21 protein-coding genes are annotated in these 24,865 nt (G+C 70.5%); 4 read left to right on the top strand and 17 right to left on the bottom strand.

Features of this window, described 5'->3' with window-relative positions; all coding sequences use genetic code 11:
* Window position 1: 1 nt before the first annotated feature.
* The 3 genes from miaB to ACGGCP_RS08800 form a co-directional block, all read right to left on the bottom strand.
* The gene (gene miaB / locus ACGGCP_RS08810) at window positions 2-1,507 is read right to left on the bottom strand and encodes a tRNA (N6-isopentenyl adenosine(37)-C2)-methylthiotransferase MiaB (RefSeq protein ID WP_392963127.1); all 1,506 of its coding nucleotides are present in this window, start codon (window positions 1,505-1,507) and stop codon (window positions 2-4) included.
* A 54-nt stretch (window positions 1,508-1,561) separates the two neighbouring features.
* Window positions 1,562-1,936: a cupin domain-containing protein gene (locus ACGGCP_RS08805; RefSeq protein ID WP_392963124.1), complete on the bottom strand. Its 375-nt coding sequence runs from the start codon at window positions 1,934-1,936 to the stop codon at window positions 1,562-1,564.
* Window positions 1,937-2,075: 139 nt separating this feature from the next.
* Window positions 2,076-3,116 (bottom strand): aldo/keto reductase, encoded by a 1,041-nt coding sequence (locus ACGGCP_RS08800; RefSeq protein WP_392963121.1) that lies wholly within the window; start codon window positions 3,114-3,116, stop codon window positions 2,076-2,078.
* Window positions 3,117-3,206: 90 nt separating this feature from the next.
* On the opposite strand from ACGGCP_RS08800, the gene ACGGCP_RS08795 reads away from it, so the two are divergent.
* Window positions 3,207-3,818 (top strand): TetR/AcrR family transcriptional regulator, encoded by a 612-nt coding sequence (locus ACGGCP_RS08795; RefSeq protein WP_392963118.1) that lies wholly within the window; start codon window positions 3,207-3,209, stop codon window positions 3,816-3,818.
* Window positions 3,819-3,871: 53 nt separating this feature from the next.
* Here the strand turns inward: ACGGCP_RS08795 and ilvC are convergent, their stop codons facing one another.
* From ilvC to hemE, 11 genes are all read right to left on the bottom strand, one after another.
* A complete protein-coding gene (ilvC, locus tag ACGGCP_RS08790; protein WP_392963115.1) occupies window positions 3,872-4,882 on the bottom strand; it encodes a ketol-acid reductoisomerase in 1,011 nt (336 codons plus the stop codon).
* A gap of 18 nt (window positions 4,883-4,900) precedes the next feature.
* Entirely contained in the window at window positions 4,901-5,422 is a 522-nt protein-coding gene (ilvN, locus tag ACGGCP_RS08785; RefSeq protein ID WP_205324813.1) for an acetolactate synthase small subunit, read from the bottom strand.
* Window positions 5,422-7,281, bottom strand: coding sequence for an acetolactate synthase large subunit (locus ACGGCP_RS08780; protein ID WP_392963112.1), 1,860 nt, complete (start codon window positions 7,279-7,281; stop codon window positions 5,422-5,424). The genes ilvN and ACGGCP_RS08780 overlap by 1 nt, the downstream gene beginning before the upstream one ends.
* A 226-nt stretch (window positions 7,282-7,507) precedes the next feature.
* Window positions 7,508-10,273, bottom strand: coding sequence for a putative bifunctional diguanylate cyclase/phosphodiesterase (locus tag ACGGCP_RS08775; RefSeq protein WP_392963109.1), 2,766 nt, complete (start codon window positions 10,271-10,273; stop codon window positions 7,508-7,510).
* Window positions 10,274-10,408: 135 nt separating this feature from the next.
* Entirely contained in the window at window positions 10,409-12,307 is a 1,899-nt protein-coding gene (locus tag ACGGCP_RS08770) for a hypothetical protein (protein WP_392963106.1), read from the bottom strand.
* Between the two features lie 103 nt (window positions 12,308-12,410).
* A complete protein-coding gene (ilvD, locus tag ACGGCP_RS08765; protein WP_392963104.1) occupies window positions 12,411-14,255 on the bottom strand; it encodes a dihydroxy-acid dehydratase in 1,845 nt (614 codons plus the stop codon).
* Window positions 14,256-14,338: 83 nt separating this feature from the next.
* The gene (locus ACGGCP_RS08760; RefSeq protein ID WP_392963102.1) at window positions 14,339-14,764 is read right to left on the bottom strand and encodes a S24/S26 family peptidase; all 426 of its coding nucleotides are present in this window, start codon (window positions 14,762-14,764) and stop codon (window positions 14,339-14,341) included.
* Entirely contained in the window at window positions 14,751-14,963 is a 213-nt protein-coding gene (locus tag ACGGCP_RS08755; protein WP_392963100.1) for a hypothetical protein, read from the bottom strand. The genes ACGGCP_RS08760 and ACGGCP_RS08755 overlap by 14 nt, the downstream gene beginning before the upstream one ends.
* 9 nt (window positions 14,964-14,972) lie before the next feature.
* The gene (gene hemQ, locus ACGGCP_RS08750) at window positions 14,973-15,686 is read right to left on the bottom strand and encodes a hydrogen peroxide-dependent heme synthase (protein WP_392963098.1); all 714 of its coding nucleotides are present in this window, start codon (window positions 15,684-15,686) and stop codon (window positions 14,973-14,975) included.
* A 12-nt stretch (window positions 15,687-15,698) separates the two neighbouring features.
* On the bottom strand, window positions 15,699-17,099 hold the full coding sequence (gene hemG / locus ACGGCP_RS08745; protein ID WP_392963095.1) for a protoporphyrinogen oxidase: 1,401 nt from the start codon (window positions 17,097-17,099) through the stop codon (window positions 15,699-15,701).
* A 5-nt stretch (window positions 17,100-17,104) separates the two neighbouring features.
* On the bottom strand, window positions 17,105-18,145 hold the full coding sequence (hemE, locus tag ACGGCP_RS08740; RefSeq protein WP_392963092.1) for a uroporphyrinogen decarboxylase: 1,041 nt from the start codon (window positions 18,143-18,145) through the stop codon (window positions 17,105-17,107).
* Between the two features lie 255 nt (window positions 18,146-18,400).
* Between hemE and ACGGCP_RS08735 the strand changes: the two genes are divergently transcribed.
* Window positions 18,401-19,615, top strand: a complete 1,215-nt coding sequence (locus ACGGCP_RS08735; RefSeq protein WP_392963089.1) for a ribonuclease D — start codon at window positions 18,401-18,403, stop codon at window positions 19,613-19,615.
* Window positions 19,616-19,660: 45 nt separating this feature from the next.
* Here the strand turns inward: ACGGCP_RS08735 and ACGGCP_RS08730 are convergent, their stop codons facing one another.
* From ACGGCP_RS08730 to ACGGCP_RS08720, 3 genes are all read right to left on the bottom strand, one after another.
* Entirely contained in the window at window positions 19,661-20,101 is a 441-nt protein-coding gene (locus tag ACGGCP_RS08730; protein ID WP_392963086.1) for a type II toxin-antitoxin system VapC family toxin, read from the bottom strand.
* Window positions 20,101-20,376, bottom strand: coding sequence for a hypothetical protein (locus tag ACGGCP_RS08725; protein WP_392963083.1), 276 nt, complete (start codon window positions 20,374-20,376; stop codon window positions 20,101-20,103). The genes ACGGCP_RS08730 and ACGGCP_RS08725 overlap by 1 nt, the downstream gene beginning before the upstream one ends.
* 63 nt (window positions 20,377-20,439) lie before the next feature.
* Window positions 20,440-21,213 (bottom strand): hypothetical protein, encoded by a 774-nt coding sequence (locus tag ACGGCP_RS08720; protein WP_392963080.1) that lies wholly within the window; start codon window positions 21,211-21,213, stop codon window positions 20,440-20,442.
* A gap of 155 nt (window positions 21,214-21,368) precedes the next feature.
* Here ACGGCP_RS08720 and ACGGCP_RS08715 point away from each other — a divergent pair, with 155 nt between their 5' ends.
* Window positions 21,369-22,559 (top strand): thiolase family protein, encoded by a 1,191-nt coding sequence (locus ACGGCP_RS08715; protein ID WP_392963077.1) that lies wholly within the window; start codon window positions 21,369-21,371, stop codon window positions 22,557-22,559.
* Window positions 22,559-24,655 carry a 3-hydroxyacyl-CoA dehydrogenase NAD-binding domain-containing protein gene (locus ACGGCP_RS08710; RefSeq protein WP_392963075.1) on the top strand — a complete coding sequence of 699 codons (2,097 nt, stop codon included), beginning with the start codon at window positions 22,559-22,561 and terminating at the stop codon, window positions 24,653-24,655. Before ACGGCP_RS08715 ends, ACGGCP_RS08710 begins: the two co-directional genes overlap by 1 nt.
* Window positions 24,656-24,865 lie beyond the last annotated feature (210 nt).

Below are 24,865 nucleotides of genomic sequence, written 5' to 3'. Positions count from 1 at the left end.
GTCAGCAGGCGCAGCCCGGGCCGTCCTGCTTCGGGAGCGGCTTCTTCCCGATCCCGGGCATGCCGAGGCTGACGCCGGGGAGCTTCGTGGCCTTGCCCGCGGCCCAGGCGTCGCCCGCCTTGGTCGCGCGGTGCGACAGGATCTCGCCGTCGGCGACCAGGTGGTGCGGGGCGCCGTAGGTGACGACGGTGGTGACGACGTCGCCGGGGCGCACGCCCTCGGCGTTGCCGGTCGGGTCGGTCTCGCTGGGCGACACCGTGAAGTGCACGAGGCGGCCGTCGCGGGCGCGGCCCGAGAGGCGGCCGGTCGCGGCGTCCTTGCGGCCGTCGCCGACGGTGACGAGGACTTCGACCTCGGTGCCCTCGAGCTTGCGGTTCTCCTCCCAGGAGATGCGCTCCTGGAGGGCCACAAGGCGTTCGTAGCGCTCCTGGACTACGGCCTTCGGGATCTGGTCCTCCATCGTCGCGGCCGGGGTGCCGGGGCGGATCGAGTACTGGAAGGTGAAGGCGCTGGAGAAGCGGGCCTTCTCGACGACGTCGAGGGTGGCCTGGAAGTCCTCCTCGGTCTCGCCGGGGAAGCCGACGATGATGTCCGTGGTGATCGCCGCGTCGGGCATGGCCTTGCGGACGTCGTCGATGATGCCCAGGTACTTCTCGGAGCGGTAGGAGCGGCGCATCTCCTTGAGCACCTTGTCCGAGCCGGACTGGAGCGGCATGTGGAGGGAGTGGCAGACGTTCGGGGTCTCACTCATCGCCGCGATCACGTCGTCGGTGAAGTTCTTCGGGTGCGGGCTGGTGAAGCGCACGCGCTCCAGGCCCTCGATCTCGCCGCACGCGCGCAGGAGCTTGCCGAAGGCGAGCTTGTCGCCGAACTCGACGCCGTACGTGTTCACGTTCTGGCCCAGGAGGGTGACCTCCGAGACGCCCTCGTCGACGAGCGCCTGGACCTCGGCCAGGATCTCGCCGGGGCGGCGGTCCTTCTCCTTGCCGCGCAAGGAAGGCACGATGCAGAACGTGCAGGTGTTGTTGCAGCCCACCGAGATCGAGACCCAGCCCGAGTAGGTCGAGTCGCGCTTGGTGGGCAGGGCCGACGGGAACGTCTCCAGGGACTCGAGGATCTCGACCTCGGCCTCCTGGTTGTGGCGGGCGCGCTCCAGGAGCACCGGCAGCGAGCCGATGTTGTGCGTGCCGAACACCGCGTCGACCCACGGGGCGCGCTTGACGATCTCGCCGCGGTCCTTCTGCGCGAGGCAGCCGCCGACGGCGATCTGCATGTCGGGGTTCTCGCGCTTGGCGGGGGCGAGGTGGCTGAGGTTGCCGTACAGCTTGTTGTCGGCGTTCTCGCGCACCGCGCAGGTGTTGAACACGACCAGGTCAGGCGCGGCGTCGGCTTGGACCGGCACGTAGCCCGCCTCTTCGAGCAGGCCCCCGATGCGCTCGGAGTCGTGCACGTTCATCTGACAGCCGTACGTCTTCACCTGGTACGTCTTCACCGCTTGGTCAACCACCCCCCAAGGATAGACGCGAGTCAGGTCACAGCCTCAGGCCCGGGAACCCGGTCCTCAGCCCATCGACTCCATGTTCTTGCTGACCACCGCGATCGTCCGGTTCAGCTCCTCAGTGGGGCTGAACTCGACGACCTCGGTGCCCTCGAAGAGGACGGGCGTGTGCCCGGGGCCGACGTGGTAGGCGTCGCCGGCCTCGAACGTCTCCTCTCCGTCCGCGGTCTTGTACGTCAGCTTCCCGGAGAAGACGTAGCCCCAGTGCGGGCACTGGCAGCGGTCGTCGGGCAGGCCCTTGAAGTACTCGGTGAGGTCCACGTCGGCGGTGTACTTCTCGAACGCCACGGTGTATCCGGTGTCCATCTCCGTGAAGTGGCCTTCGTAGCCCTCCAGGGTCAGGTGCTCCGCAGCGTTCGCCTTCGATGTCTTCGGCATGGTGTGCTCCTCGTGCAGCAGGGATGCACGCCGGTTGCCGCCCGGACGGATGCCTGGCCGTGCGGGATCCGGCGGCGCGATGCGGGGGCTCACCCCTCATCATCGCGCCGCCGGGACTGCCGCGGACCGGATCGGCCGATCACCTGGCGGTGAGCGGCGGGTTGAGGCGGGCGAAGCCCTCCTGGATCTCGTAGGGGTAGTACGGGTAGGGGGCGGTGCGCGCGCTGGCCTTGTCGAGGCGGGCGACCTGGTCGGCGGTGAGCTCCCAGCCGACCGCGCCGAGGTTGTCCTGGAGCTGGCGCTCATTGCGGGCGCCGATGATGACGGAGGCGACGGTGGGGCGGCGCAGGAGCCAGTTGAGGGCGATCTGCGGGACGGTCTTCCCGGTCTCCTCGCTGAGCTCGTCGAGGACGTCCACGACGTCGTAGAGGAGCTCGTCGGGGACGGGCGGGCCGAACTGGGCGGTCTCGTGGAGGCGGCTGCCTTCGGGGAGCGGTCGGCCGCGGCGGATCTTGCCGGTGAGGCGGCCCCAGCCGAGGGGGCTCCAGACGACCGCGCCGACGCCCTGGTCGTGGGCCAGGGGCATGAGCTCCCACTCGTAGTCGCGGCCGACGAGCGAGTAGTAGACCTGGTGGGCCGCATAGCGGGTCCAGCCGTGGGCGTCGGCGGCGGCGAGGGACTTCATGAGCTGCCAGCCCGCGAAGTTCGAGACGCCGATGTAGCGGAGCTTCCCGGCCCTGACGAGGTCGTCCAGGGCGCTCACGGTCTCTTCGACCGGCGTGCCCGCGTCGAAGGCGTGCAGCTGGAAGAGATCGATGTAGTCGGTGCCGAGCCTGGTGAGCGCGGCTTCGACCGACCTGATGAGCCGGGCGCGGCCGGTGCCCGCGTCGGCGGGACCGTCGCCGGTGGGCAGCGCGGCCTTCGTGGAGATGATCGCCTTGTCCCTGCGGCCTTTGAGGGCCTGGCCGAGGACGCGCTCGGACTCGCCGTCGGAGTAGACGTCGGCCGAGTCGAACATCGTGACGCCCGCGTCGAGGGCCATGTCGACCATGCGGCGGGCCTCGTCGGCGCCGGTGTCGCCCCAGGCGCTGAAGAGCGGGCCGCGCCCGCCGAAGGTGCCCGCGCCGAAGCTGAGGGCGGGGACGAGGAGACCTGAGTTGCCGAGCCTGCGGTATTCCATGACGGTTCCCTTCTAAAGGTTCTACAGTTCCGTTAAGAACTTCGACTAAGCTAGCCCACGAACCGCCTTTAACGCAACTGGAGTCCCGTTATGAGTGACGAGCGTCCCGAACCCGGCACCGTCAGGCCGGGCGGCCGCACCGCCAAGGTCCGCGAGGCCGTGCTCCGCGCCGCCGGAGACGCCCTCGCCGAGGACGGCTTCGACCGCCTCGACCTCGCCGAGATCGCCCGCCGCGCCGGGGTCGGCAAGACCACCGTCTACCGCCGCTGGGGCACCGTCCCCGGGCTCGTCGCCGACATGCTCGGCGAGATGGCCGCGGAGTCCCTGCCCCGCACCGAGACCGGGACGCTCCTCGGCGACCTCACCGCCCAGGCCCGCCTCGTCCAGTCCACATTGAGCGATCCCCGTCAGGGCCCGCTCTTCAGGGCCCTCATCACCGCCGCCGCCTGCGACGCCCAGACCGCCGATGCCCTCCAGCGCTTCTACGACACCCGAACCGACGAATGGGCCCCCTGCGTCACCGCCGCCATCGAACGCGCCGAGATCCCCGAGGGCACCTCCCCCACCGAGGTCATCCGAGCCGTCTCCGCGCCCCTCTACTACCGCCTCCTCATCACCGGAGACCCCATCGACATCCCCACCGCCGACCGCGCCGCCCACGCCGCCCACGAAGCCGCCAAAGCAGGAGCCTTCACGGCCTGAACAACACGAAAGGCCGGGAACCGCGCAGCGGTTCCCGGCCTTGCTGTCGAGACTTAAGCGGTCTCGGTGATCTTGCGCTGCACCCAGGGCATGAGGGCGCGCATCTTGGCGCCGGTCTCCTCGATCGGGTGGTCGTTCTGCTCCTGCTGGAGCTTCTTGTAGTTCTCGCGCTTCTCGGACTCGGCGACCCATTCCTTGGCGAAGGTGCCGTCCTGGATCTCGGTGAGGATGCGCTTCATCTCGGCCTTGGTCTCGGCGTTGACGACGCGCGGCCCGCGGGTCAGGCCGCCGTACTCGGCGGTGTCGGAGACGGAGTACCACATGTTGGCCGGGCCGCCTTCGTAGATCATGTCCACGATCAGCTTGAGCTCATGCAGGCACTCGAAGTACGCGGCCTCGGGGGCGTAGCCCGCCTCGGTCAGCGTCTCGAAGCCGGCCTTGATGAGCTCGACGGCGCCGCCGCAGAGCACGGCCTGCTCGCCGAACAGGTCGGTCTCGGTCTCCTCCTTGAAGGTGGTCTTCAGGACGCCCGCGCGGGTGCCGCCGATCGCCTTCGCGTAGGAGAGCGCCACGGCCTGCGTGTCGCCCGACGGGTCCTGCTCCACCGCGACGAGCGCGGGGACGCCCTTGCCGTCCACGAACTGGCGGCGGACCATGTGGCCCGGGCCCTTCGGGGCGACCATGGCGACGTTCACGTCCGCCGGGGCCTGGATCAGGTCGTAGCGGATGTTGAAGCCGTGACCGAAGAACAGCGAGTTCCCGGCGGACAGGTTCGGGGCGATCTCGTCGGCGTACAGCTTCGCCTGCACCGTGTCCGGGACGAGGATCATGATGACGTCGGCCCACTCGGTGGCGGCGGCCGGAGTGAGGACCTTGAGGCCCGCCTCCTCGGCCTTCGCACGCGACTTCGAGCCCTCCTGCAGGCCGATGACGACCTCGACACCCGAGTCGCGCAGGCTCAGCGAGTGGGCGTGGCCCTGCGAGCCGTAGCCGAGGACGGCGACCTTCTTGCCCTGGATGAGGGCCAGGTCGGCGTCGTCGTCGTAGAACACTTCAGCGGACATGTACTGCTTCCTTCGTTACTAGCTATTCGGAGAGACGTATCGCGACAGCGATGCCATGGACTTGGCGCCGCGCCCGAGCGCGACCGTCCCCGACTGGACGAGCTCCTTGATCCCGAACGGCTCGAGGACTTCCAGGAACGCCTCGATCTTGTCGGAGTTCCCGGTGACCTCGAAGGTGACCGTGTCGGGTGTGACGTCGACCGAGCGGGCCTTGAACAGCTCGGCGGCGGCGATCACCTGGCCGCGGGTGGCGGCGTCGGCGCGGACCTTCACCAGCAGCAGTTCGCGCTGCACGGAGGAGCCCGCTTCCAGTTCCACGATCTTCAGGACGTGGATGAGCTTGTTGAGCTGCTTGGTGACCTGCTCCAGCGAGCCCGCCTCGACGTCCACCACGATGGTGATGCGGCTGACGCCGGGGTGCTCGGTCTCGCCGACGGCGAGGGAGTCGATGTTGAAGCCGCGCCTGGAGAACAGCGCGGCCACCCGGGCGAGCACGCCCGGCTTGTTCTCGACGAGGACTGACAACGTGTGGGTGCTCATCAGATTTCTCCCTCGTCGTCGAAGTTCGGGCGCACGTCGCGCGCGTAGAGGATCTCGTCGTTGGAGACCCCGGCCGGGACCATCGGCCACACCATGGCGTCGGGGCCGACGGTGAAGTCGACCACGACCGGGCGGTCGTTGATCGCGTTGGCCTGCTTGATGACGTCGTCGACCTCTTCTGCGGTGTCGGCGCGCAGGCCGACGCATCCGAGGGCCTCGGCGAGCTTCACGAAGTCCGGGATGCGCGGGGACGACTCGGAGTGGTGGGTCGACAGGTTCGTGTTCGAGTACCGCTGGTCGTAGAACAGCGTCTGCCACTGGCGGACCATGCCGAGGTTGCCGTTGTTGATGACCGCGACCTTGATCGGGATGCCCTCGATCGCGCAGGTCGCCAGCTCCTGGTTGGTCATCTGGAAGCAGCCGTCGCCGTCGATGGCCCACACGGTGCGGTCCATCGCGCCCATCTTGGCGCCCATGGCCGACGGCACCGCGAAGCCCATCGTGCCCAGGCCGCCCGAGTTGAGGAACGTGCCCGGCTTCTCGTACTTGACGAACTGCGAGGCCCACATCTGGTGCTGGCCCACGCCCGCGGTCCAGATCGTGTCCTCGGGGGCGAGCGCGCCCAGGCGCTCGATCACGTACTGCGGCGCGGCCAGGCCGTCGTCGATGTCCGTGTAGCCCAGGGGGTACCGCTCGCGCAGGTCGTCGAGGGTCTCCCACCAGGTCTTCAGGCGCTCCTTGCCGCCGTCCTCGTACGCCTCGATCATCGCGGCGATCGCGGCCTTGCAGTCGCCCACGATCGGGACGTCGGCCTCGCGGTTCTTGCCGATCTCGGCCGGGTCGATGTCGACGTGGACGATCTTGGCGTCGGGCGCGAACGTGTCGAGCTTGCCGGTCACGCGGTCGTCGAAGCGGGCGCCCAGCGCCACGATGAGGTCCGACTTCTGGAGCGCGTGGACGGCCGGCACCGAGCCGTGCATGCCGGGCATGCCCAGGTGCTGCGGGTGCGAGTCGGGGAACGCGCCGCGCGCCATCAGGGTGGTCACGACGGGCGCGCCGGTCAGCTCGGCGAGCGCCAGCAGCTCGGCGTGCGCGCCGGACTTGAAGACGCCGCCGCCGACGTACAGCACCGGCTTCTTCGCCTCGGCGATGAGCGTCGCGGCCTCGCGGATCTGCTTGCCGTGCGGCTGCGTCGTCGGGCGGTAGCCGGGCAGGTCCATCTTGGGCGGCCACACGAACGGGGCCTCGTTCTGCAGGATGTCCTTGGGGATGTCGACCAGGACCGGGCCGGGGCGGCCGGAGGCGGCCACGTAGAACGCCTCGGCGAGCACGCGCGGGATGTCGGCGCCGTCGGTGATCAGGTACGAGTGCTTGGTGATCGGCATCGTGATGCCGCAGATGTCGGCTTCCTGGAACGCGTCGGTGCCGATGGCGGAGGACGCGACCTGGCCGGTGATGGCCACGATCGGGACGGAGTCCATGTGCGCGTCGGCCAGCGGGGTCACCAGGTTGGTCGCGCCGGGGCCGGAGGTGGCCATGCACACGCCGACCCTGCCGGTCGCGAGGGCGTAGCCCTGGGCCGCGTGGCCCGCGCCCTGCTCGTGGCGGACGAGGACGTGGCGGACCTTCTCGGAGTCCAGGAGCGGGTCGTAGGCCGGGAGGATCGCGCCGCCCGGGATGCCGAAGACGGTCTCGACCTCGAGCTCTTCAAGCGCGCGGACGACGGCCTGCGCGCCGGTGAGGACGGGGGCGGCGGCGGGAGCGCCGATCGGAGGAGCCGGCTTGGGGGCCTTCGGCCTCGCGGGCTGAGCTTTGGCAGCCTGCGGCCCTGGCTTCGGTGCCTTCACTGGTGTGCTCATGTCCTTCGTCCAATAGGGAGATGTGGCTGGTTCGACATGCGTTGTCGTTCCCCGGGCAGAAAAAATCGCCCGCGTGCTAGACGCACGGGGCGAGCGCACCGTCGGAGAACGACGGTGCGCTAGATAAGTACTACGACGAGCGGCCGCGCGGCGGGCGCGGTCGCGATGCTCAGGTCGTAGTTCTGCTTCGGCACGTTCACCAGGATGCCTGATTCCGGCCCGTGAGTCAACTTTTCTCAGACTTCGGGACGTCGTTCGGCGTGTCGTCGGCAGGGCCGTCACCGTCCGGGACGGCGTCGTCCGCGTCGATCACTTCGGCGGGCGTGCTCTGGGCGGGCAGCGCGGGCCGCTGGGCCTTCGGGTCGTCGGCGAGCCAGCGCGTCAGGTCGTCCGGTTCCATCGGCTTGGCGAGCAGGTAGCCCTGCACGAGCGGCGCTTCGGCGGCCTCCATGGCGCTGAGCTGCGTGTCGGTCTCGACACCTTCGGCGATGACCTCCATGCCGAGGATGCGCCCGAGCGCGACGGTGACGGCCGCGAGGGGGCCGACGCCGCCGTCGTCCTTGGCGATGAGGTCGCGGTCGATCTTGATGATGTCGACCGGGAGCCGCTCGAGCTGGCCGAGCGAGGAGTACCCGGACCCGAAGTCGTCCAAGGCGATCCGCACACCCGCACCGCGCAGGGCGCTGAGCTGGGCGACGAGCGTGTTCATCTGGTGGGAGAAGTCGTGCTCGGTCACTTCGAGGACGAGGCGGCGGGCCGGGACGCCCGCGGCGATGAGCGCGGTGTTGACCTCGGTCGCGAACAGGTGCGTGTGGAGCTCCTTGACGGAGACGTTCACGGAGATCCAGGCTTTGATGCCGAGCGCGGACCAGGCGGCGAGCTGCTCGGCGGCGCGGTTCACCGTCCAGACCGCGAGGTCCTGGGTGAGGCCGGACTCGGTGGCGGCGGGGATGAACTCGCCGGGGCTGACGTGGCCGAGGCGCGGGTGGTGCCAGCGCATGAGGGCCTCGGCGCCGACGATGGAGCGGTCGGCGGTGGCGAACACGGGCTGGAAGACCAGGCGCAGCTCGTCGCGGCGGATCGCGCCGCGCAGCTCCTGGGTGAGCTCGTTCTTGCGGCGGACCTTGCGGTCGAACTCGGCGTCGTAGGTGGCGTAGCGGTTCTTCCCGGCCTGCTTGGCGGCGCGGAGCGCGAGGTCGGCGTTGCGCAGCAGGATCTCCGGGTCGCCGAAGCCCTCGGCGGCGGTGGCGATGCCGACCGAGCCGGTGGTGAAGACCGTGGACTCGTCGTGGAAGTCGTAGGGCTCGCCGAGTCGCGCGACGAGGGCCTTGGCGGTGCCGACCGCTTCGGACCAGCTGGCGCGCAGGAGGATCGCGAACTCGTCGCCGCCGAGGCGGGCGCCGACGTCGGTGGGGCGCAGGAGTTCCTTGATGCGGCGGGAGACCTCGACGAGGAGTTCGTCGCCGAAGTCGTGGCCGCGGGTGTCGTTGACGTTCTTGAAGCCGTCGAGGTCGAGCAGGAGCAGCGCGGTCTGGTGCTCTTCGGCGCTCACGCCGTCCTCGAGGCTCTGCAGGAGCGCGCGGCGGTTCGCCAGGCCCGTGAGCGGGTCGGTGTAGGCCATGCGGGCGAGCTCGGTCTCCAGGCTGCGCCGGGCGCCGACGTCCTCCATGCGGGCCACCAGGCCGCGCACCTGGGGCTTGCCGCGCAGGTCGGTCACGACGGTCTCGGTGTGGCGCCAGCGGCGCGCGGAGTCGCGCACGCGGACGTTGAGGGAGACCTGCCGGGAGTGGTTGATGCCGTCGAGGAGGGTGCGCAGGTCCTCTTCGGCGCCGCGGCGGTCGTCGATGTGGACCAGTTCGAGGAAGGACGCGCCGACGCAGCTGCCGGAGTCGGTCGCGGGCCGCCAGGCGGAGTCCTCGGGGTGCCAGGTGACGGTGAGGTCGGGGTCGAGGACGAGGACGGTGTCGGAGGCGACCCCGACGATGGCGGAGAGCTTGCGCTGGCGGGCGGCGGCCTCGCCGGTGACGCGGCGGACGTCGAAGTAGGTGAGGACGAGGCGCGCGGCGAGGGCTCCGGCGGCGGCGAGGGCGAGGAGCGCGGCGTCGAGCGGGAGTGCGCCGGCGTGGGCGCCGTTGAAGAGGACGGCGGCGGCGGCGAGTCCGGCCGCGCCGCCCATGACCGCGTAGTGGACGCCGGGGTAGTTCGGCTTGTCGACGGGCGCGGGCTTCTGGGTGCGGGCGAGGTAGGTGACGCCGAGGAGTGCGGCACAGGTGGCGACCCAGGCGACGGACCACCAGAGGATGCGCTCGTCGGGGCGGTCCCACTGCCAGGTGGTGAAGGTGGCCATGCCGGTGAGGTGGACGGCGAAGACGGCGATGTAGGCGAAGGCGTGGCGGCGGCGCCAGCGCTGGATGCGGAAGGTCGTGGTGACGCCGACGCCGAGCATGACGACGCCCATCATGGACGGGATGACGATCGCGAGGTCGCCGTCGGAGAGGTGCCCGCGCCACTGCTGGAAGAGGGGCCTGGCGAGCAGGAGCCAGAAGGCGAAGAGGAAGCAGAGGCCGACGAACGCGCCGTCGACGAGCCTGCGCTGCACGGCCTGCGGGTCCCAGCCGTTGTCGGGGAGGCGCAGGAGCGCGAGGGACCAGAGGACGACGGCGGTGCTGAGGACGATGCCCGCGGCGAGGTCGCCCGCGCCGCCCGGGAGCCAGCAGGCGGCGGCGATCCCGGCGGCGATGGCCTGGATGCCCGCGGCCATGAGCTGGTAGGTGGTGCGGCGGCCGGGGGCGATGCGTCCGGCGGCGCGCCACATGAGGACGCCGGCGCAGGCCGCGCCGATGCTGCCGAGGACGGCCGCGGAGGCGGGGTCGATGCGCGGGAGGTCGGAGTGCACGCCGACGACGATCGCTGCGGTGAGGACGGAGCACCACACGGCGGCGGTCGCGAACCACGACAGCAGCTGCCGCACGCGGCGGGGGGTTGGCGCCATCCACTGACCCAATCTTAGGAAACCTCGTGCTTAACAGGATGCCGCATCGGCGTACCGATCCGTATCGGGCCCTCCGCATGTGCGGGTGCATGTGCTGTGCGTGACGCCGGTGTCCGGCTTGGCCGGGTACGCGGCTCACGCCGGTCCGGCGAGCGCGCTGGAACCGGTTTCACCCGTAGGCGCTACGGCGTGCAGGGATTCGCGGAGGTTCGCGACGGCGCGGCGGGCGGCGAGGCCGCGGTCGGTCTCCTCGCGTTCCTGGCGTTCGGCGTCCTTGCGGGCCTTGACGAGTGCGGCGCGGACCTCGGCGAGGGCCTCGTCGCGGCGGATGAAGTCCTTGCGGGCCTTCTCGGTGTCGCTGCGGTGCTTCCAGATCGGGATCGCGAGGGCGAGCGCGAAGAGGACGCCGAGGAACCACTGGCCGAGCCCGAACATGACGACGCCGAGGATCCCGAGGGTGACGACCATGCCGACGGTGAGCGGTTTCGACGGCTCGATGACGGGGAAGGCCTGCTCGACGCGGCGTTCGACGGCCGCGAACCGCTCGGGGTCGTGCCCGTCGCGGGTGACGTCGATGAGCTCGCCGCGGCGGCGCACGGTGACGACGGCGGTCTCGGTGGTGCCGATCGCGGCTTCGAGGCGGTCGAGCCGGTCGTGGAGGACCGGGGCGGCCAGGCCGAGGGCGAGGCGGCGCAGCGGGAGCGGGGCGTCGGGGTCGAACAGGTCGCGGCGGACGAGGTCGGCGAGCGTCCCGGCGGAGTCGGACCAGGAGCGGCGGTCGCTCTCGGCCCCTTCGGAAGTCGGGTCGAGCTCGGCCATCTGCCGCACGAGCGGCAGTTCGGCGGTGCTCGGCTCCTCGATGAGTTCCTGGAGGTAGGCGCGCCACGCGGTGTCGTCGGGGAAGGCGTACGGGTAGGCGTCGGGGGTCGGGGCGGCGGCAAAGGGATCAGCCGTGTCGGCGAGCGGCCCGGCGGTGCCCAGTGGCTCGGCCGGACCGTTGGTGGTGCTGAGGGCGCCAGCAGCCGCGTCGTGGCGCGCCCCGCCGTCGCCCGCCTGCCCGCCGAGCGGCGGCAGTCCGGCGCGGTCGCCCTTCTGCTTGCTCGCGTGCAGACCCGCGACCGGCGCGAAGTGCCGCTCCAAGGCCGCGAAGGCCTCGGTCTGCGGGAGGTGGCGTCCTCCCGTCGCACCGAAGCGCTCGATCTCGCGGTCCCATTCCGCGAGGGCTTCCTCGCCGAGCGAACCGGCGTCGAAGCGTTCGCGCAGCAGCGTCCCGATCTGCGCTTCGGCCCCATGCCCGAAGGCCCCGAGCGCCGCCTGCTCCCACAGGGTCCGCCAAGCCGAGGCGACCTCGCCCGGTGCCGCCACGCCGAGGTCGGCGGGCTCGCTCAGCAGCCGCAGCACGGCCGCGTCGATGAGCACGGGCTGGTCGAAGCAGCGGCCGACCGCGAGGCTGAACAGCTCGGTGCGTACCGAGTCCCGCTCGCGGGCGTGCTCCAGGCCGGTCTGCAGATCGGTGAACGAGGCCCCTGCCGTGCGCTGCACCGGCACCCGGTCGCGCAGCACCAGCGGCAGCACCCCCGCCGCGGCCGACGGCAGCCAGTACCCGGGCACGTCCTCGAAGCCGTGGAGCAGCGGCTCACGCCCCTCTGCGAGCGCCCGCACGGTATTGCGGATCTCCTTGCGCGCCTGGTACTCGTCGAACTCGATGAGCTGGAACCGCAGCTCGGTCCAGGCGAGGACGACCCCGATGCGCGCCTCGAGCCGCGACGAGGTCTCGGCGATCCGCCCTTCGAGGCGCTGCTGCGACTCCCTGGCCCGCTCCGCCGCGCGCCGGGCCTCCGAGCGCTGCCGGGCCTGGAGCGACGCGATGGCCTGCTCCTGCTGCCTGTCGCGTCCGCTCTGGCTCCAGTACCAGGTCGACTGGACGTAGGAGCCGCCCGAGTCATACGAGGAGGAGGAATAGGCCTCGCCGCTGGCCGAGGCGCTCGCCCCGGCGAAGGACGAGTCACCGCCGGAATAGCCGCCGTCGCTCATCGGTGTCACGCTCCAGGGGGTCGGGAGTGGGGGCGCGACCATTGTGCCCGGGATACGCCGACGGCGGGGTCCCCGAAGAGACCCCGCCGTCGAAAGCGTTGCGCTAGTTGACCTTGCGGACCGCGCCGTCGCTGGCCGGAGTGGCCATCGACGCGTACGCCTGCAGGGCGCGGGAGACCACGCGGTCGCGGCTCACCGGAGTGTAAGGCTGCTCGCGCTTCTCCTGGGCCACGCGGCGTTCGGCCAGCACCGAGTCGTCGACCTTGAGCTCCAGCTTCCGGTTCGGGATGTCGATCTCGATGATGTCGCCGTTCTCGACGAGGGCGATCAGGCCCTCCCCTGCGGCCTCGGGGCTCACGTGCCCGATCGACAGGCCGGACGTGCCGCCGGAGAAGCGGCCGTCGGTGATGAGCGCGCACTTGCGGCCCAGGCCGCGGCCCTTCAGGAACGAGGTCGGGTACAGCATCTCCTGCATGCCCGGGCCGCCCTTGGGGCCCTCGTAGCGGATGACGACGACCTCGCCTTCGACCACGGACTTGTCGAGGATGCCCTGCACCGCGTCGTCCTGCGACTCGAAGACGTGCGCCGGGCCGGTGAAGGTCCAGTTCTCCTCGGGCACACCGGCGGTCTTGACGACGCAGCCGTCCTCGGCGAGGTTGCCGAACAGCACGGCCAGGCCGCCGTCCTTGGTGTAGGCGTGCTCGACGGCGCGGATGCAGCCCTCTTCGGCGTCCGTGTCGAGGGTCTTCCACCGGTTCGAGGTGGAGAACGCCTGCGTGGTCCGGACGTTGCCGGGCGCGGCGTGGAACAGCTCGATCGCCTCAGGCGCGGGGGCCTCGGAGCGGATGTCCCACTTGGCGAGCCACTCGGCGAGCGTCGGCGAGTGGACGGAGCCGACCTCCTCGTGCAGCAGACCGCCGCGGCGCAGCTCGCCCATGATCGCGGGGATGCCGCCGGCGCGGTGGAAGTCCTCCATGTGGAACTTCGGCGAGTTCGGGGCGACCTTCGCAAGGCACGCGACGCGGCGCGAGATCGCGTCGATGTCGGCGACCTGGAAGTCCAGGTCCGCCTCGCGGGCGGCCGCGAGCAGGTGCAGGATCGTGTTCGTGGAGCCGCCCATGGCGACGTCCATCGCCATCGCGTTCTCGAACGCGGAGCGGGTCGCGATGTTGCGCGGCAGGACCGACTCGTCGTCCTCGTCGTAGTAGCGGCGGGCCAGGTCCATGACCGTGCGCCCGGCCTCCTCGAACAGGGCCCGGCGGGCCGTGTGCGTCGCCAGGGTCGAGCCGTTGCCCGGCAGGGACAGGCCCATGGCCTCGGTCAGGCAGTTCATCGAGTTCGCGGTGAACATGCCCGAACAGGAACCGCAGGTCGGGCAGGCGTCGAGCTCCATCTGGCGCAGCTGCGCATCGGAGACGTCGTCATTCGCCGCCGCGATCATCGGGTCGACGAGGTCGAGCTTCTGGACGACGATGCCGTCCTTGTCGACGGTCTTCCCGGCCTCCATCGGGCCGCCGGAGACGAACACGACCGGGATGTTCAGCCGCAGCGCGGCCATGAGCATGCCCGGGGTGATCTTGTCGCAGTTGGAGATGCACACCAGGGCGTCGGCGCAGTGCGCGTTGACCATGTACTCGACGGAGTCGGCGATGATCTCGCGGGAGGGCAGCGAGTAGAGCATGCCCTCGTGGCCCATGGCGATGCCGTCGTCGACGGCGATCGTGTGGAACTCCTTGGAGACGCCCCCGGCCTCGCTGATGGCCTCGGCGACGATGTCGCCCATGTTCTTGAGGTGCACGTGCCCCGGGACGAACTGCGTGTACGAGTTGGCGATGGCGACGATCGGCTTGCCGAAATCGGAGTCGGTCATGCCCGTCGCGCGCCACAGCGCGCGAGCGCCCGCCATCTGGCGGCCGTGAGTGGAAGTGCGTGAACGTAGCGCTGGCATGGATCAAGTCTGCCACGTCCCGAATGCCGGGAAGAATCGCCCGGACCTTAGGACACGCTAAGTTTTCCAGGGCTTGACCTGGGTCAGAACGAGCGGATGACTGAACCGACGATCAGGTTCGCTGGGCACGGCCCGTGGCGGCGCGAGTCCTCCCCCGCCGGGTTGTCGGCGCCGAGGAAGTAGTGGCCGGGCGGGACGGTCCCGGAAGCGCCCGGCATGGGCTCCCCTGCCACGGCAGTGACGCGTTTCACCCACCAGGGCGCTTTCGCCTTCGTGATGTCGGCCCAGCCGAGCTGCGGGTCGGGCGCGGCGACCACCACGATGTCGCCGGTCGCGATCCGGCGCGTGCGCTTGGCCAGCACTTCCTGGCCGTCGCGCAGCGCCGGCTCCATCGAGACGCCCTCGACCTTGACGAGCACCCAGCGGCGGCGCAGCTGCCGCACCGACTCGGCCATGAGGACCGCGACGGCGACCAGCGCCAGCACGAAGAACCAGTTAGAAGAGGTCATCGATGCCGCCGTCTTCGGCTTCCTCGGGGCGCTTCTTGCGGAAGCGCTCGAACATCGAGAACGAGGTCAGTCCGAGCGCGGCAGTCACGATGAGGACGGCGTAGGCGAGCGCGGCGACCACGAGGACGACCACGACCGTGTTGAGGATGACGAAGGCTTCGGCGACGCCGTCGACTTTGTCGACGCTGCTTGGGTCCATGCCCAGACCCTACGGCAGGTCGTTGATGATGTCCGTGATGCTCCGGCGCTTGCCGGTGTAGAACGGGATCTCTTCGCGCACATACAGTCTCGCGCGGGAGGCGCGCAGTTCGCGCATGAGGTCGACGATGCGGTGGAGCTCATCGGCCTCGAAGGCGAGGATCCACTCGTAGTCGCCGAGCGCGAAGGACGCGACGGTGTTGGCGCGCACGTCCGGGTAGTCGCGGGCCATCTGGCCGTGCTCGCGCAGCAGGTCGCGGCGCTCCTCGTCCGGGAGCAGGTACCAGTCGTAGGAGCGCACGAACGGGTAGACGCAGACGTAGCCCTTCGGGTCCTCGTCGGCGAGGAACGCAGGAATGTGGCTGCGGTTGAACTCGGCGGGGCGGTGCAGGGCCATGTTCGACCAGACCGGCGCGAGGTGGCGGCCCAGCGGCGAGCGGCGGAAGTCCGAGTAGGCCTTCTGGAGCTGGTCGGAGCTCTCGGCGTGCCACCAGACCATGATGTCGGCGTCGGCGCGCATCCCGGTGAGGTCGTACGTGCCGCGCACGGTGACGCCCTGGTCCGCGCAGTGCTTCGCGAAGAACGCCTCCATGTCGCTGGCGAGGTCCTGGCGGATCGAGGGCATGGACTCCTCGACGCGGAACACCGACCACAGCGTGTACCGGATGGTGTCGTTCAGCTCCCGGATGCGCTGCGCGTTCGGGTTGCCCTGGTGTTCAGCCACGTTGCGGCCCTTCTAGTTCGACTGGTTCAGCTGTGCTGCGATCGTAGTGGCCGCGTCCTGGCCGGAGGCGATGCACGCCGCGATGCCGACGCCGTCGACGGCGGCCCCGGCGATGGCGATGTTGCGGTGCGCGCCGAGGGCCTCGCGGGCGGCCGCGATGCGGGCGACGTGGCCGGGGGCGTACTGCGGGAGGGCGCCGCCCCAGCGGTCGACGCGCTGCTCGACCGGTTCGGGCAGGCGCTGCCCGAGGTGCTCGCCGAGTTCGCGCAGGGCGGTCTTGGCGAGGGTCGCGTCGTCGTACTGGAGCAGGGCCTCCTCGCCGAGGCGGCCCATGGAGACGCGCACGATCTGGCGGCGGCGGCCCAGGTGCGGCCACTTCTTGCTCGCGAAGGTGGCGGCCTTGACGGTCTTGCCTTCGGAAGCGGGCGTGAGGAAGCCGGAGCGCTCGGGCAGGTCGACCCGGTCGAACGCGAAGGCCGCCAAGGCGACCGAGGCGTACGCGACGCCCGAGAGGGCGGCGGCGGCCTGGGGTTCGACGCCGCGCAGGAGCACGGCGGCCGGGGACGCCGGGACGGCGAGGACCACGGCGTCGGCGGTGATCTTGATCGGGTCCGGCACGGGCCCGGCGATGACCTCCCAGCCGTAGGGGGTCTGGCGGAGCTCGCGCACGGTCATGCCGAGGCGCACTTCGGCGCGGGCCGAAGCGGACGTGGCGGTGACGAGCCGTTCGAGGCCGCCGTCGATCGTGGCGAACACGGGCTTGCGGGGCCCTTTGGAGGGCGGGCGCTTGATCTCGTTGACCGCGTCGGTCAGGCGCGCGTGGCGTTCGAGCGCGGAGGCGAGCTGCGGCATGACGGCGCGCACGGAGAGCCGGTCGACGTCCCCGGCGTAGACGCCGCCGAGCATCGGGGCGACGAGCCGGTCGAGCACCTCGTCGCCGAGGCGCGAGCGGACCAGCGCGCCGACGGACATGTCGGCCCCCGCTTCGAGGATCGGCAGGCCGTTGTCGGGGCGCTCCTTGGCGTTCGCGATGGCCGCGACGTCGGCGGGGTCCCCGGGGATGCCCATCATGTGCCCGGCCGGGAAGTCGAGCAGTTCGCCGCCGATGCTCAAGGCGGGCTTGGCGTCAGAGGGGTACACGAGCGCGTCGCCCAGGCCCACGGCCTCGGCGAGCGCGATCGCCTCGGGCCGGGCGGCCAGGAGCGATTCGGCGCCGGTCTCGACGTCGCGTCCGGCGAAGTCGACGGTGTGGATCTTGCCGCCCAGGCGCATGGCCTGCTCGGCGACGATGATCTCGGCGTCGGGGCCGAGGAGTTCGCGCAGGCGGTGGGCGGCGGCGAGGCCGGTGATGCCGCCGCCGACGACGAGGACCCGGGTCCGCCCGGGCGTGCCCGTCACGCGGGCGGGGGTCATCGGGCTCATCGGGCGGTGGCCTCGTGCACGCGGTCGACGACGAGCTTGAGCTTCGCGGGGTCGGAGTCGGGCAGGACGCCGTGGCCGAGGTTGAAGATGTGGCCCTTGGCGCCCTTGGCGGCCTCGAGGACCTTGTCGGTCTCAGCGACGAGCGCCGCGTCGTCGGCGAAGATGAGCGCCGGGTCGAGGTTGCCCTGGAGGACCTTGTCGGGCAGGCGCTTCGCGGCCTGGTCGAGCGGGATGCGGAAGTCGACGCCGCTGACTTCGGCGCCGGTCTCGGTCATCGCCTCGAGCAGGTGCCCGGTGCCGACGCCGAAGTGGATGCGCGGCACGGAGTGCGCGACCCCCGCGAGCGCGGCGGTGGAGTGCGGCAGCACAAACTCGCGGTAGTCGGCCTCGGAGAGCGCCCCGGCCCAGGAGTCGAAGAGCTGCACGGCCTGCGCGCCCGCCTCGACCTGGACGCGGAGGAACTCGCCGCAGATCGCGGCGAGGCGGGAGGCGATGCCGTGCCAGACGTCGGGCTGGGACTTCATGAGCGCCTTGGTCTTCGCGTGATCGCGGCTGGGGCCGCCCTCGACGAGGTAGGACGCGAGCGTGAAGGGGGCGCCGGCGAAGCCGATGAGCGGCGTGTCGCCGAGCTCCTTGACGAGCAGGCCGATGGCCTCGGTGATGTAGGGGACGTCGCACGGGTCGAGGTTGCGCAGGCGCTTGACGTCGGCCTCGGTGCGGAAGGGCTCGGCGACGACGGGGCCGACCCCGGGGACGATCTTGACGTCCACGCCGATGGCGGCGAGGGGGACGACGATGTCGGAGAAGAAGATCGCGGCGTCGACGCCGTAGCGGCGGACCGGCTGCATGGTGATCTCGGCGACGAGCTCGGGTGTGCTGCACGCTTCGAGCATCGTGGTGCCCTTGCGGGCCTCCTTGTACTCGGGGAGCGAGCGCCCGGCCTGGCGCATGAACCAGACGGGGGTGCGGCTCGGAGTCTCACCGCGGCAGGCCGCGAGGAACGGGGACGCTGAGGATACGGCTGCTGCGTTAGACACGGTCCAATCCTTTCACGCCGACCGCACACCCGCCCGCAGCGGCGAGTGCGATGTGGCCCGCACCGGATCGGGTGGGCGAGGCGCCGTCCGCTGCGATGTGCCCCGCACTCGCACAGGGACTGTGGCGGGCGACCCCCGAACCGGCCGTCCATCATGGAGGTCAAATAGGGTGATTGACCCACTATCGGGTGGAAATCGGTCTCCAGCCCGGCGGGGCAGTAGCGCGCGCAGGTTACCTGGCCGTACGGTGAACGTGTGACCGATCCCCAGCCCGAGCCCGAAGCCGAACTCCTCACCGAGCCGCGAGAAGGCATGCCGCCGCTCATCCAGACCTCCGCCGAACTGGCCGAGGCCGCCGAACGCCTCGAGTCCGGGTCCGGTCCCATCGCCGTCGACACCGAGCGCGCCTCCGGCTTCCGCTACTCGGGTCGCGCGTACCTCATCCAGCTGCGCCGCGAGGGCGCGGGCTCGGTCCTGGTCGACCCCATCCCGATCGAGGACCTGTCGCCGCTGCGCCGCGCGCTCACCGGCCCCGAGTGGATCCTGCACGCCGCCAGCCAGGACCTGCCGTGCCTCGAAGAGCTGGAACTGCGCCCCGCCAAACTGTTCGACACCGAGCTGGCCGCGCGGCTGTGCAACTTCGAAAAGGTCGGGCTCGCCTCGATCACCGAGCAGCTCCTCGGGTACCGCCTGGAGAAGCAGCACTCGGCGGCCGACTGGTCCTCGCGCCCGCTCCCCCACGACTGGCTCGTCTACGCCGCGCTCGACGTGGAGCTCCTGACCGAGCTGCGCGGGAAGCTCGCGGCCGAGCTCGCCAGGCAGGGCAAGTCCGAATGGGCCGAGGCCGAGTTCGAGCACGTGCGCAACGCGGGCCCGCCGAAGCCCCGCAAGGAGCCGTGGCGGCGCACCAGCGGCATCCACAAGGTGCGCGGCGCGAAGGCGCTCGGACGGGTGCGCGCGGTGTGGGAGGCCCGGGACAACCTGGCGCGCAAGCTCGACCGCGCCCCCGGGAAGGTCCTGCCGGACGCGGCGATCGTGGAGGCGGCGACCGCCGACCCGACCGACTTCGCGGAGCTCATGAGCCTGCCGGGGTTCCGGCGGCGCGGCGGGCGCACGAACGCGCGCCTGTGGCTCGCGGCCCTCGCCGACGCGCGGCTGGTCCCGAACGACGAGCTGCCCTCGACCACGCCGCCCCAGGACGGCCCGCCCGCGACGCACCGCTGGGCCGACCGCGACCCGGTCGCGGCCGAGCGCCTCGCGGCCGCCCGCGAGGTCGTCACCGAGACCGCCGAACGGCACAACCTCCCCGCCGAGAACCTGATCGCGCCTGCCCTGGTGCGCGGCCTCGCTTGGGAGCCCCCGAAGCGGGTCACCGAGACGCACATCCGCACCGTCCTCGCCGAGACCGGCGCCCGCGAATGGCAGATCGACCTCCTCGCCGCGGGACTGGCGAAGGCCCTCGAGGCCTAGAGGCAGACGAAAGGGCAACGGCGCGAATGCCGTTGCCCTGTTTGGTCAAGCTACCGGGGGACCCGGTCGGTATTCCCAGGGGTTGATGAGCGTCATGCGCAACCCGTCGAAGTCCTTAGTGTTCCGGGTCGCTAGCGTGGCACCACGCGCGATGCAGATCGCTGCGATCATGGCATCTTCCGTCTCGATCGGACGCCCTATTCGGTGCCGCTCGCCGCAGACCTCGCCGTACTTGTACGCCGCGGTCGCACTGAACACCTCGATCCGGTCGACACCGATACTGGCGATCGTGTTGTCAACCAACCCCTGAAGCGTCTTCCGCTTTCTTCCTTCCGGCATGATCGCGACGCCCATCCGCAACTCGGCGATGTTGACGGCGGTCGTCGTGACTCGGCTTCGATCCAGCGAGGCCAGCCAGTCGACAACGCGGTCCTCCGGATAGTCCCGATACGTCTCCGAGATGACGTTGGTGTCGAGGATGATCATCATTCGAAGAAGACCGCCGCCCTTGCCGGCGATCCCTCACGCGGAGGAATCTCGAACTCATCGACAGTGCCGAACTGCTCCCGCAGCTTGCGGAACATCTCCCAGGCCGAGTCGTCAATCGGCGCTTCGTCCGACTCCAGTACAGAGGTCAGGATCACCGCCGCTTCTGACTGGATCGAGCGGGAATGAGATTCCGCCCTGAGTTCGAGTCGCCGAAGTGTGTCGGCGTCGATTGCTTCGAGCGGGTTTGTATGTCCTTCTTCCATAAGTGTCACCCCCTGACCGTATCGATGCTAGCGCCTCAAACCCGTGAACAACACACCTTCCGTGCGCCGCCCCTAGTCGGTGAGACGGAGGCCGAGCAGGTGTTCTTGGAGGCCGTCGAGGGCTTCGGCATCGGTCGGGCCGCCGTAGGAGCAGATCGCCGCGCCCGCACTTCCTCGGTAGACGGCGACGAAGCCCCAGGTCTCGGTCCACTCGCCTTCGCGGGTCTCGCCCGTCTCGGGATCGACCGCCTTGGTCCAGATGTACTCGGCTTCGGCGGCGAGGACGGCGTTGCCGTCGACGCGGTAGTGGCCGAAGGCCGTGTCCCCGGTGCGCTCGTAGGCCGAGACCTCGTCGTAGCGGGCACGCTGGGCGACCGCGATCGAGGCGAAGACGCCCTCGTCGTCGAGGAAGTCGGCGATCGCGATGGCGCGCTGCCCGGCCGCGTAGCAGTACAGGTGGGATCCGTCCTGCTCGTAGCCGAGCATCACGTCGTCCAGCGCCGAGTTCGGGACCGGCATCCAGCCCTTGGGCTTGGGGTCGGACACCCAGACTCCCGCGGCGATGTTGACGTAGTCGGCAACAGAGGTGAGCTCGCTCCCGGCGGTCAGGTCGACGGCGTCGGGGAACTGCACGGTCTCGGGGTCCTCGGGCTCGACCGGGCCGCCCCAGACGTCGCCTTCGCAGCAGGGGCCGCATGCCATGGCCCCGGCCGCGCAGGTCGCCTGGTCGACGCTGTTCCACCAGACGACGACGCCGCCGGAGGCGGCCAGGAGGAGCGCGACGGCGGCGATGAGGACCGTGCGCCGGGCACGGGTCTTCGGGCGCGGTTCGAGGGGTTCGCTCATCCGGCACACCCTAGTTATGACGTGCCAGGACGCGCGTTCGTGAAAGCATCGGGAGGCACGCCCGGGGCGGGCCGTGACATCGAACTTACTTGCGGGTAACATTCGTTGTGACGTTGCACTCTCAACGACGCTGCATACCCAAAGGAGGGGCTGGCGTGAACGACACCATCCGCGATGTCGTCTTCGTCGACGGGGTACGGACCCCGTTCGGCAAGGCGGGGAAACTCTTCGAAGAGACCCGCGCCGACGACATGATCATCCGCTGCATCAGGTCGCTGCTGCGCCGCAACCCGGGGCTGCCGCCTGAGCGCATCGACGAAGTGGCGCTCGCCGCCACCACGCAGATCGGCGACCAGGGCCTCACGCTCGGCCGCACCGCCGCGCTCCTGGCCGGGCTGCCGAGGTCCGTCCCCGGGTACTCGATCGACCGCATGTGCGCGGGCGCCATGACGGCGGTGACCAGCGTGTCCTCCGGGATCATGTCCCGCCAGTACGACATCGCCATCGCAGGCGGCGTCGAGTCGATGTCGAACCACCCCATGGGCGAAGGCGTGGACCCCAACCCGCGCATCATCGCCGAGCGGCTGGTCGACCCCGACGCGCTCCAGATGGGCGTCACGGCGGAGAACCTGCACGACCTCTACCCGCAGCTCACCAGGGAGCGCGCCGACGCCTACGCCGTGCAGACGCAGCAGCGCTACGCCGCCGCCGTCGAGCAGCTGAGCGCCGACATCACCACGATGGCCGCCCGCTCCACCGACGACGGCTGGACCGTCGCCACCGGGGACGAGCTGCCGCGGCCGAGCACCAGCATGGAAGGGCTCGCGAACCTGCGCACGCCGTTCCGACCGCACGGGCGCGTCACCGCCGGCACCTCCTCGCCGAACACCGACGGCGCCACCGCGTGCATCCTGGCCGACGCCGAGACCGCCGCCGAGCTGGGGCTGCCGGCGGCCATGAAGATGGTCGGCTTCGCCTTCGCGGGCGTGGACCCGGAGACCATGGGCGTCGGGCCGATCCCGTCCACGGAGAAGGCCCTCGCCCGCGCCGGGCTCTCCATCGACGACATCGGCCTGTTCGAGATCAACGAGGCCTTCGCCGTCCAGGTCCTGGCGTTCCTGGACCACTTCAAGATCGCCGACGACGACCCGCGCGTGAACCCGTGGGGCGGCGCCATCGCGATGGGCCACCCGCTCGCGTCCTCCGGCGTGCGCCTCATGACGCAGCTCGCCCGCGAATTCGCCGTGCACCCCGAGGTGCGCTACGGCATCACCACCATGTGCGTCGGCCTCGGCCAAGGCGGCACGGTCATCTGGGAGAACCCGAACTTCAAGGGGGCCAAGTAATGTCCGCGACTCCGTATGCGACACCGCTCGACCTTCCCGATTTCGAGGAAGAGGTCGTCACCGAGGCCCACGTCCGGTACCTGGAACCGCGCGGGCTCGGCGGCAAGGCCGCGCTCATCACGCTCGACAACGGGTTCGACCACACCAAGCCCAGCTCCTTCGGGCCCGGCGGGCTCAAGAACCTGTGGCGCGCGCTCGACGAGATCGAGTCCGAAGAGGACGTCAAGCTGATCGCCGTGACCGGGAAGCCGTTCATCTTCCTGGCCGGGGCCGACATCAAGCTCATGCCGAACCTCAAGACCCGCGAACAGGGCCTGGCCCTGGCGCAGGCCGGGCACGCGGTCTACAAGCGGCTCAAGGACTCCGCGGTCCCGACGTTCGCGTTCGTCAACGGCGTCGCCCTCGGCGGCGGCTTCGAGCTGGCGCTGCACTGCCACTACCGGACCGTGAGCTCGACCGCGAACGGCCTGGGCCTGCCCGAGGTCTCGATCGGGCTCATCCCCGGCTGGGGCGGCTCGCAGATCCTGCCGAACCTCATCGGGATCGAGAAGGCCGCGCAGGTCGTCGTCGGGAACCCGTTGAACCAGAACAAGATGCTGCGCGGCACAGACCTCGTGCCGATGGGCATCGCCGACGCGCAGTTCGAGGGCGCGGACTTCCTGGAGGAGTCGCTGGAGTGGGCGGTCTCGGTCGCCACCGGCGCCACGGTCGTCGAGCGCCCCGAGGTCGACCGCTCGGTGTGGCCCGCGGTGATCGCGGGGGCGCGCGCGCTCGTGGACGAGAAGGTCCACAACGCGTCCGCCGCCGCCGTCCGCGCACTGGACCTCTTGGAGCTGGCGCGGACGGCCACGTTCGAGGAGGGCTCGCTCGCCGAGGACGAGGCCCTCGCCGACCTGGAGGCCGGGCCGCAGTTCCAGGCGAGCATCTACGCGTTCAACCTCGTTCGCGCCCTTGGCAAGCGCCCGGAAGGCGCGCCGAGCCCGGGGCTGGCGAAGGACATCACGAAGGTCGGCGTGGTCGGGGCCGGGCTCATGGCCGGGCAGATCGCGCTCATGTTCGCGCGGCGGCTCGAAGTGCCCGTCGTGATGACCGACCTCGACGAGGACCGGGCCCAGAAGGGCCTGGCGTACGTGCAGGCCGAGATCGACAAGCTCGAGGCGAAGAAGCGCACGTCCAAGCTCAAGGCCGCGAAGCTCCGCGCGCTGGTGACGGCGAGCGCGGACAAGTCCGTGTACGCCGACTGCGACCTGGTGATCGAGGCGGTCTTCGAGGAGCTGGGCGTCAAGCAGGCGGTGTTCGCCGAGATCGAGCCGATCGTCTCGGAGGAGTGCCTGCTGGTCACGAACACCTCGGGGCTGTCGGTGACGGCGATGGGCTCGAAGCTCGCGCACCCGGAGCGCCTGGTGGGCATGCACTTCTTCAACCCGGTGGCGGTCATGCCGCTGGTCGAGGTCATCGCGACCGACAAGACCGACGACGCGACGCTGGCGACGGCGTACGCGGTGGCGAAGAAGCTGAAGAAGACCGCGGTGGGCTCGGCCGACCGGCCGGCGTTCATCGTGAACCGCCTGCTGGGCCGGATGCTCGCCGAGGTCACGGGCGCGGTGGACGCGGGCACGCCGATCGAGGTCGCCGACGTGGCGCTCGACGAGCTGGGCCTGCCGATGCGGCCGTTCGCGCTGCTGGAGCTCGTGGGCCTCCAGGTGGCCTGGCACCTGTGCCAGCACCTGAACGAGGACCTGGGGCCGCGCTTCCCGGCGTCGCAGAACCTGCGGCGCATGGCCGAGGCGGGCTTCCCCGTGTTCGACGCCGCGGCGAAGGGCAAGGGGCGGCTGACCGACGAGGCGAAGGGCCTCATCGAACTGGGCGGCGAGCCGTCGACGGCCGAAGAGGTCAAGGAGCGCGTGCTCAAGGGCCTGGCCGAGGAGGTCAAGTTCATGCTCGACGAGGGCGTGGTGCCGTCGCCGAAGCAGGTCGACCTCGCGATGATCATGGGCGCGGGCTTCCCGTTCTGGCTGGGCGGGCTGACGCCGTACCTGGACCGCGAGGGGATTTCGGCCGCGGTGTCGGGATCGACGTTCGCGGCAAACGCGTAGGTGGCCCCGGTCACGTTATCTTTGCGCCGAGCCCCGACTCATCCGAACGGCCGAGTCGGGGCTCGTACCGTGTCCGGAGGGGACCCCAGGGCACCTCGGATGTGCTCGTACACATACCACGATAGGGCCGATACCGGGCATTTGCCCTGAGTGCAACTTACTCGCCAGTTACCCCGCGGCTCCTTTGGAAAACGCTGAACCAAGCGGCTT

Origin of the sequence: Glycomyces sp. NPDC048151, from assembly GCF_043202775.1 — a bacterium.
In the GTDB taxonomy this organism is placed as follows: domain Bacteria; phylum Actinomycetota; class Actinomycetes; order Mycobacteriales; family Micromonosporaceae; genus Glycomyces.
Note: the sequence above shows the minus strand (reverse complement) of the source record. Positions and strands in the feature narration are given on the sequence as shown.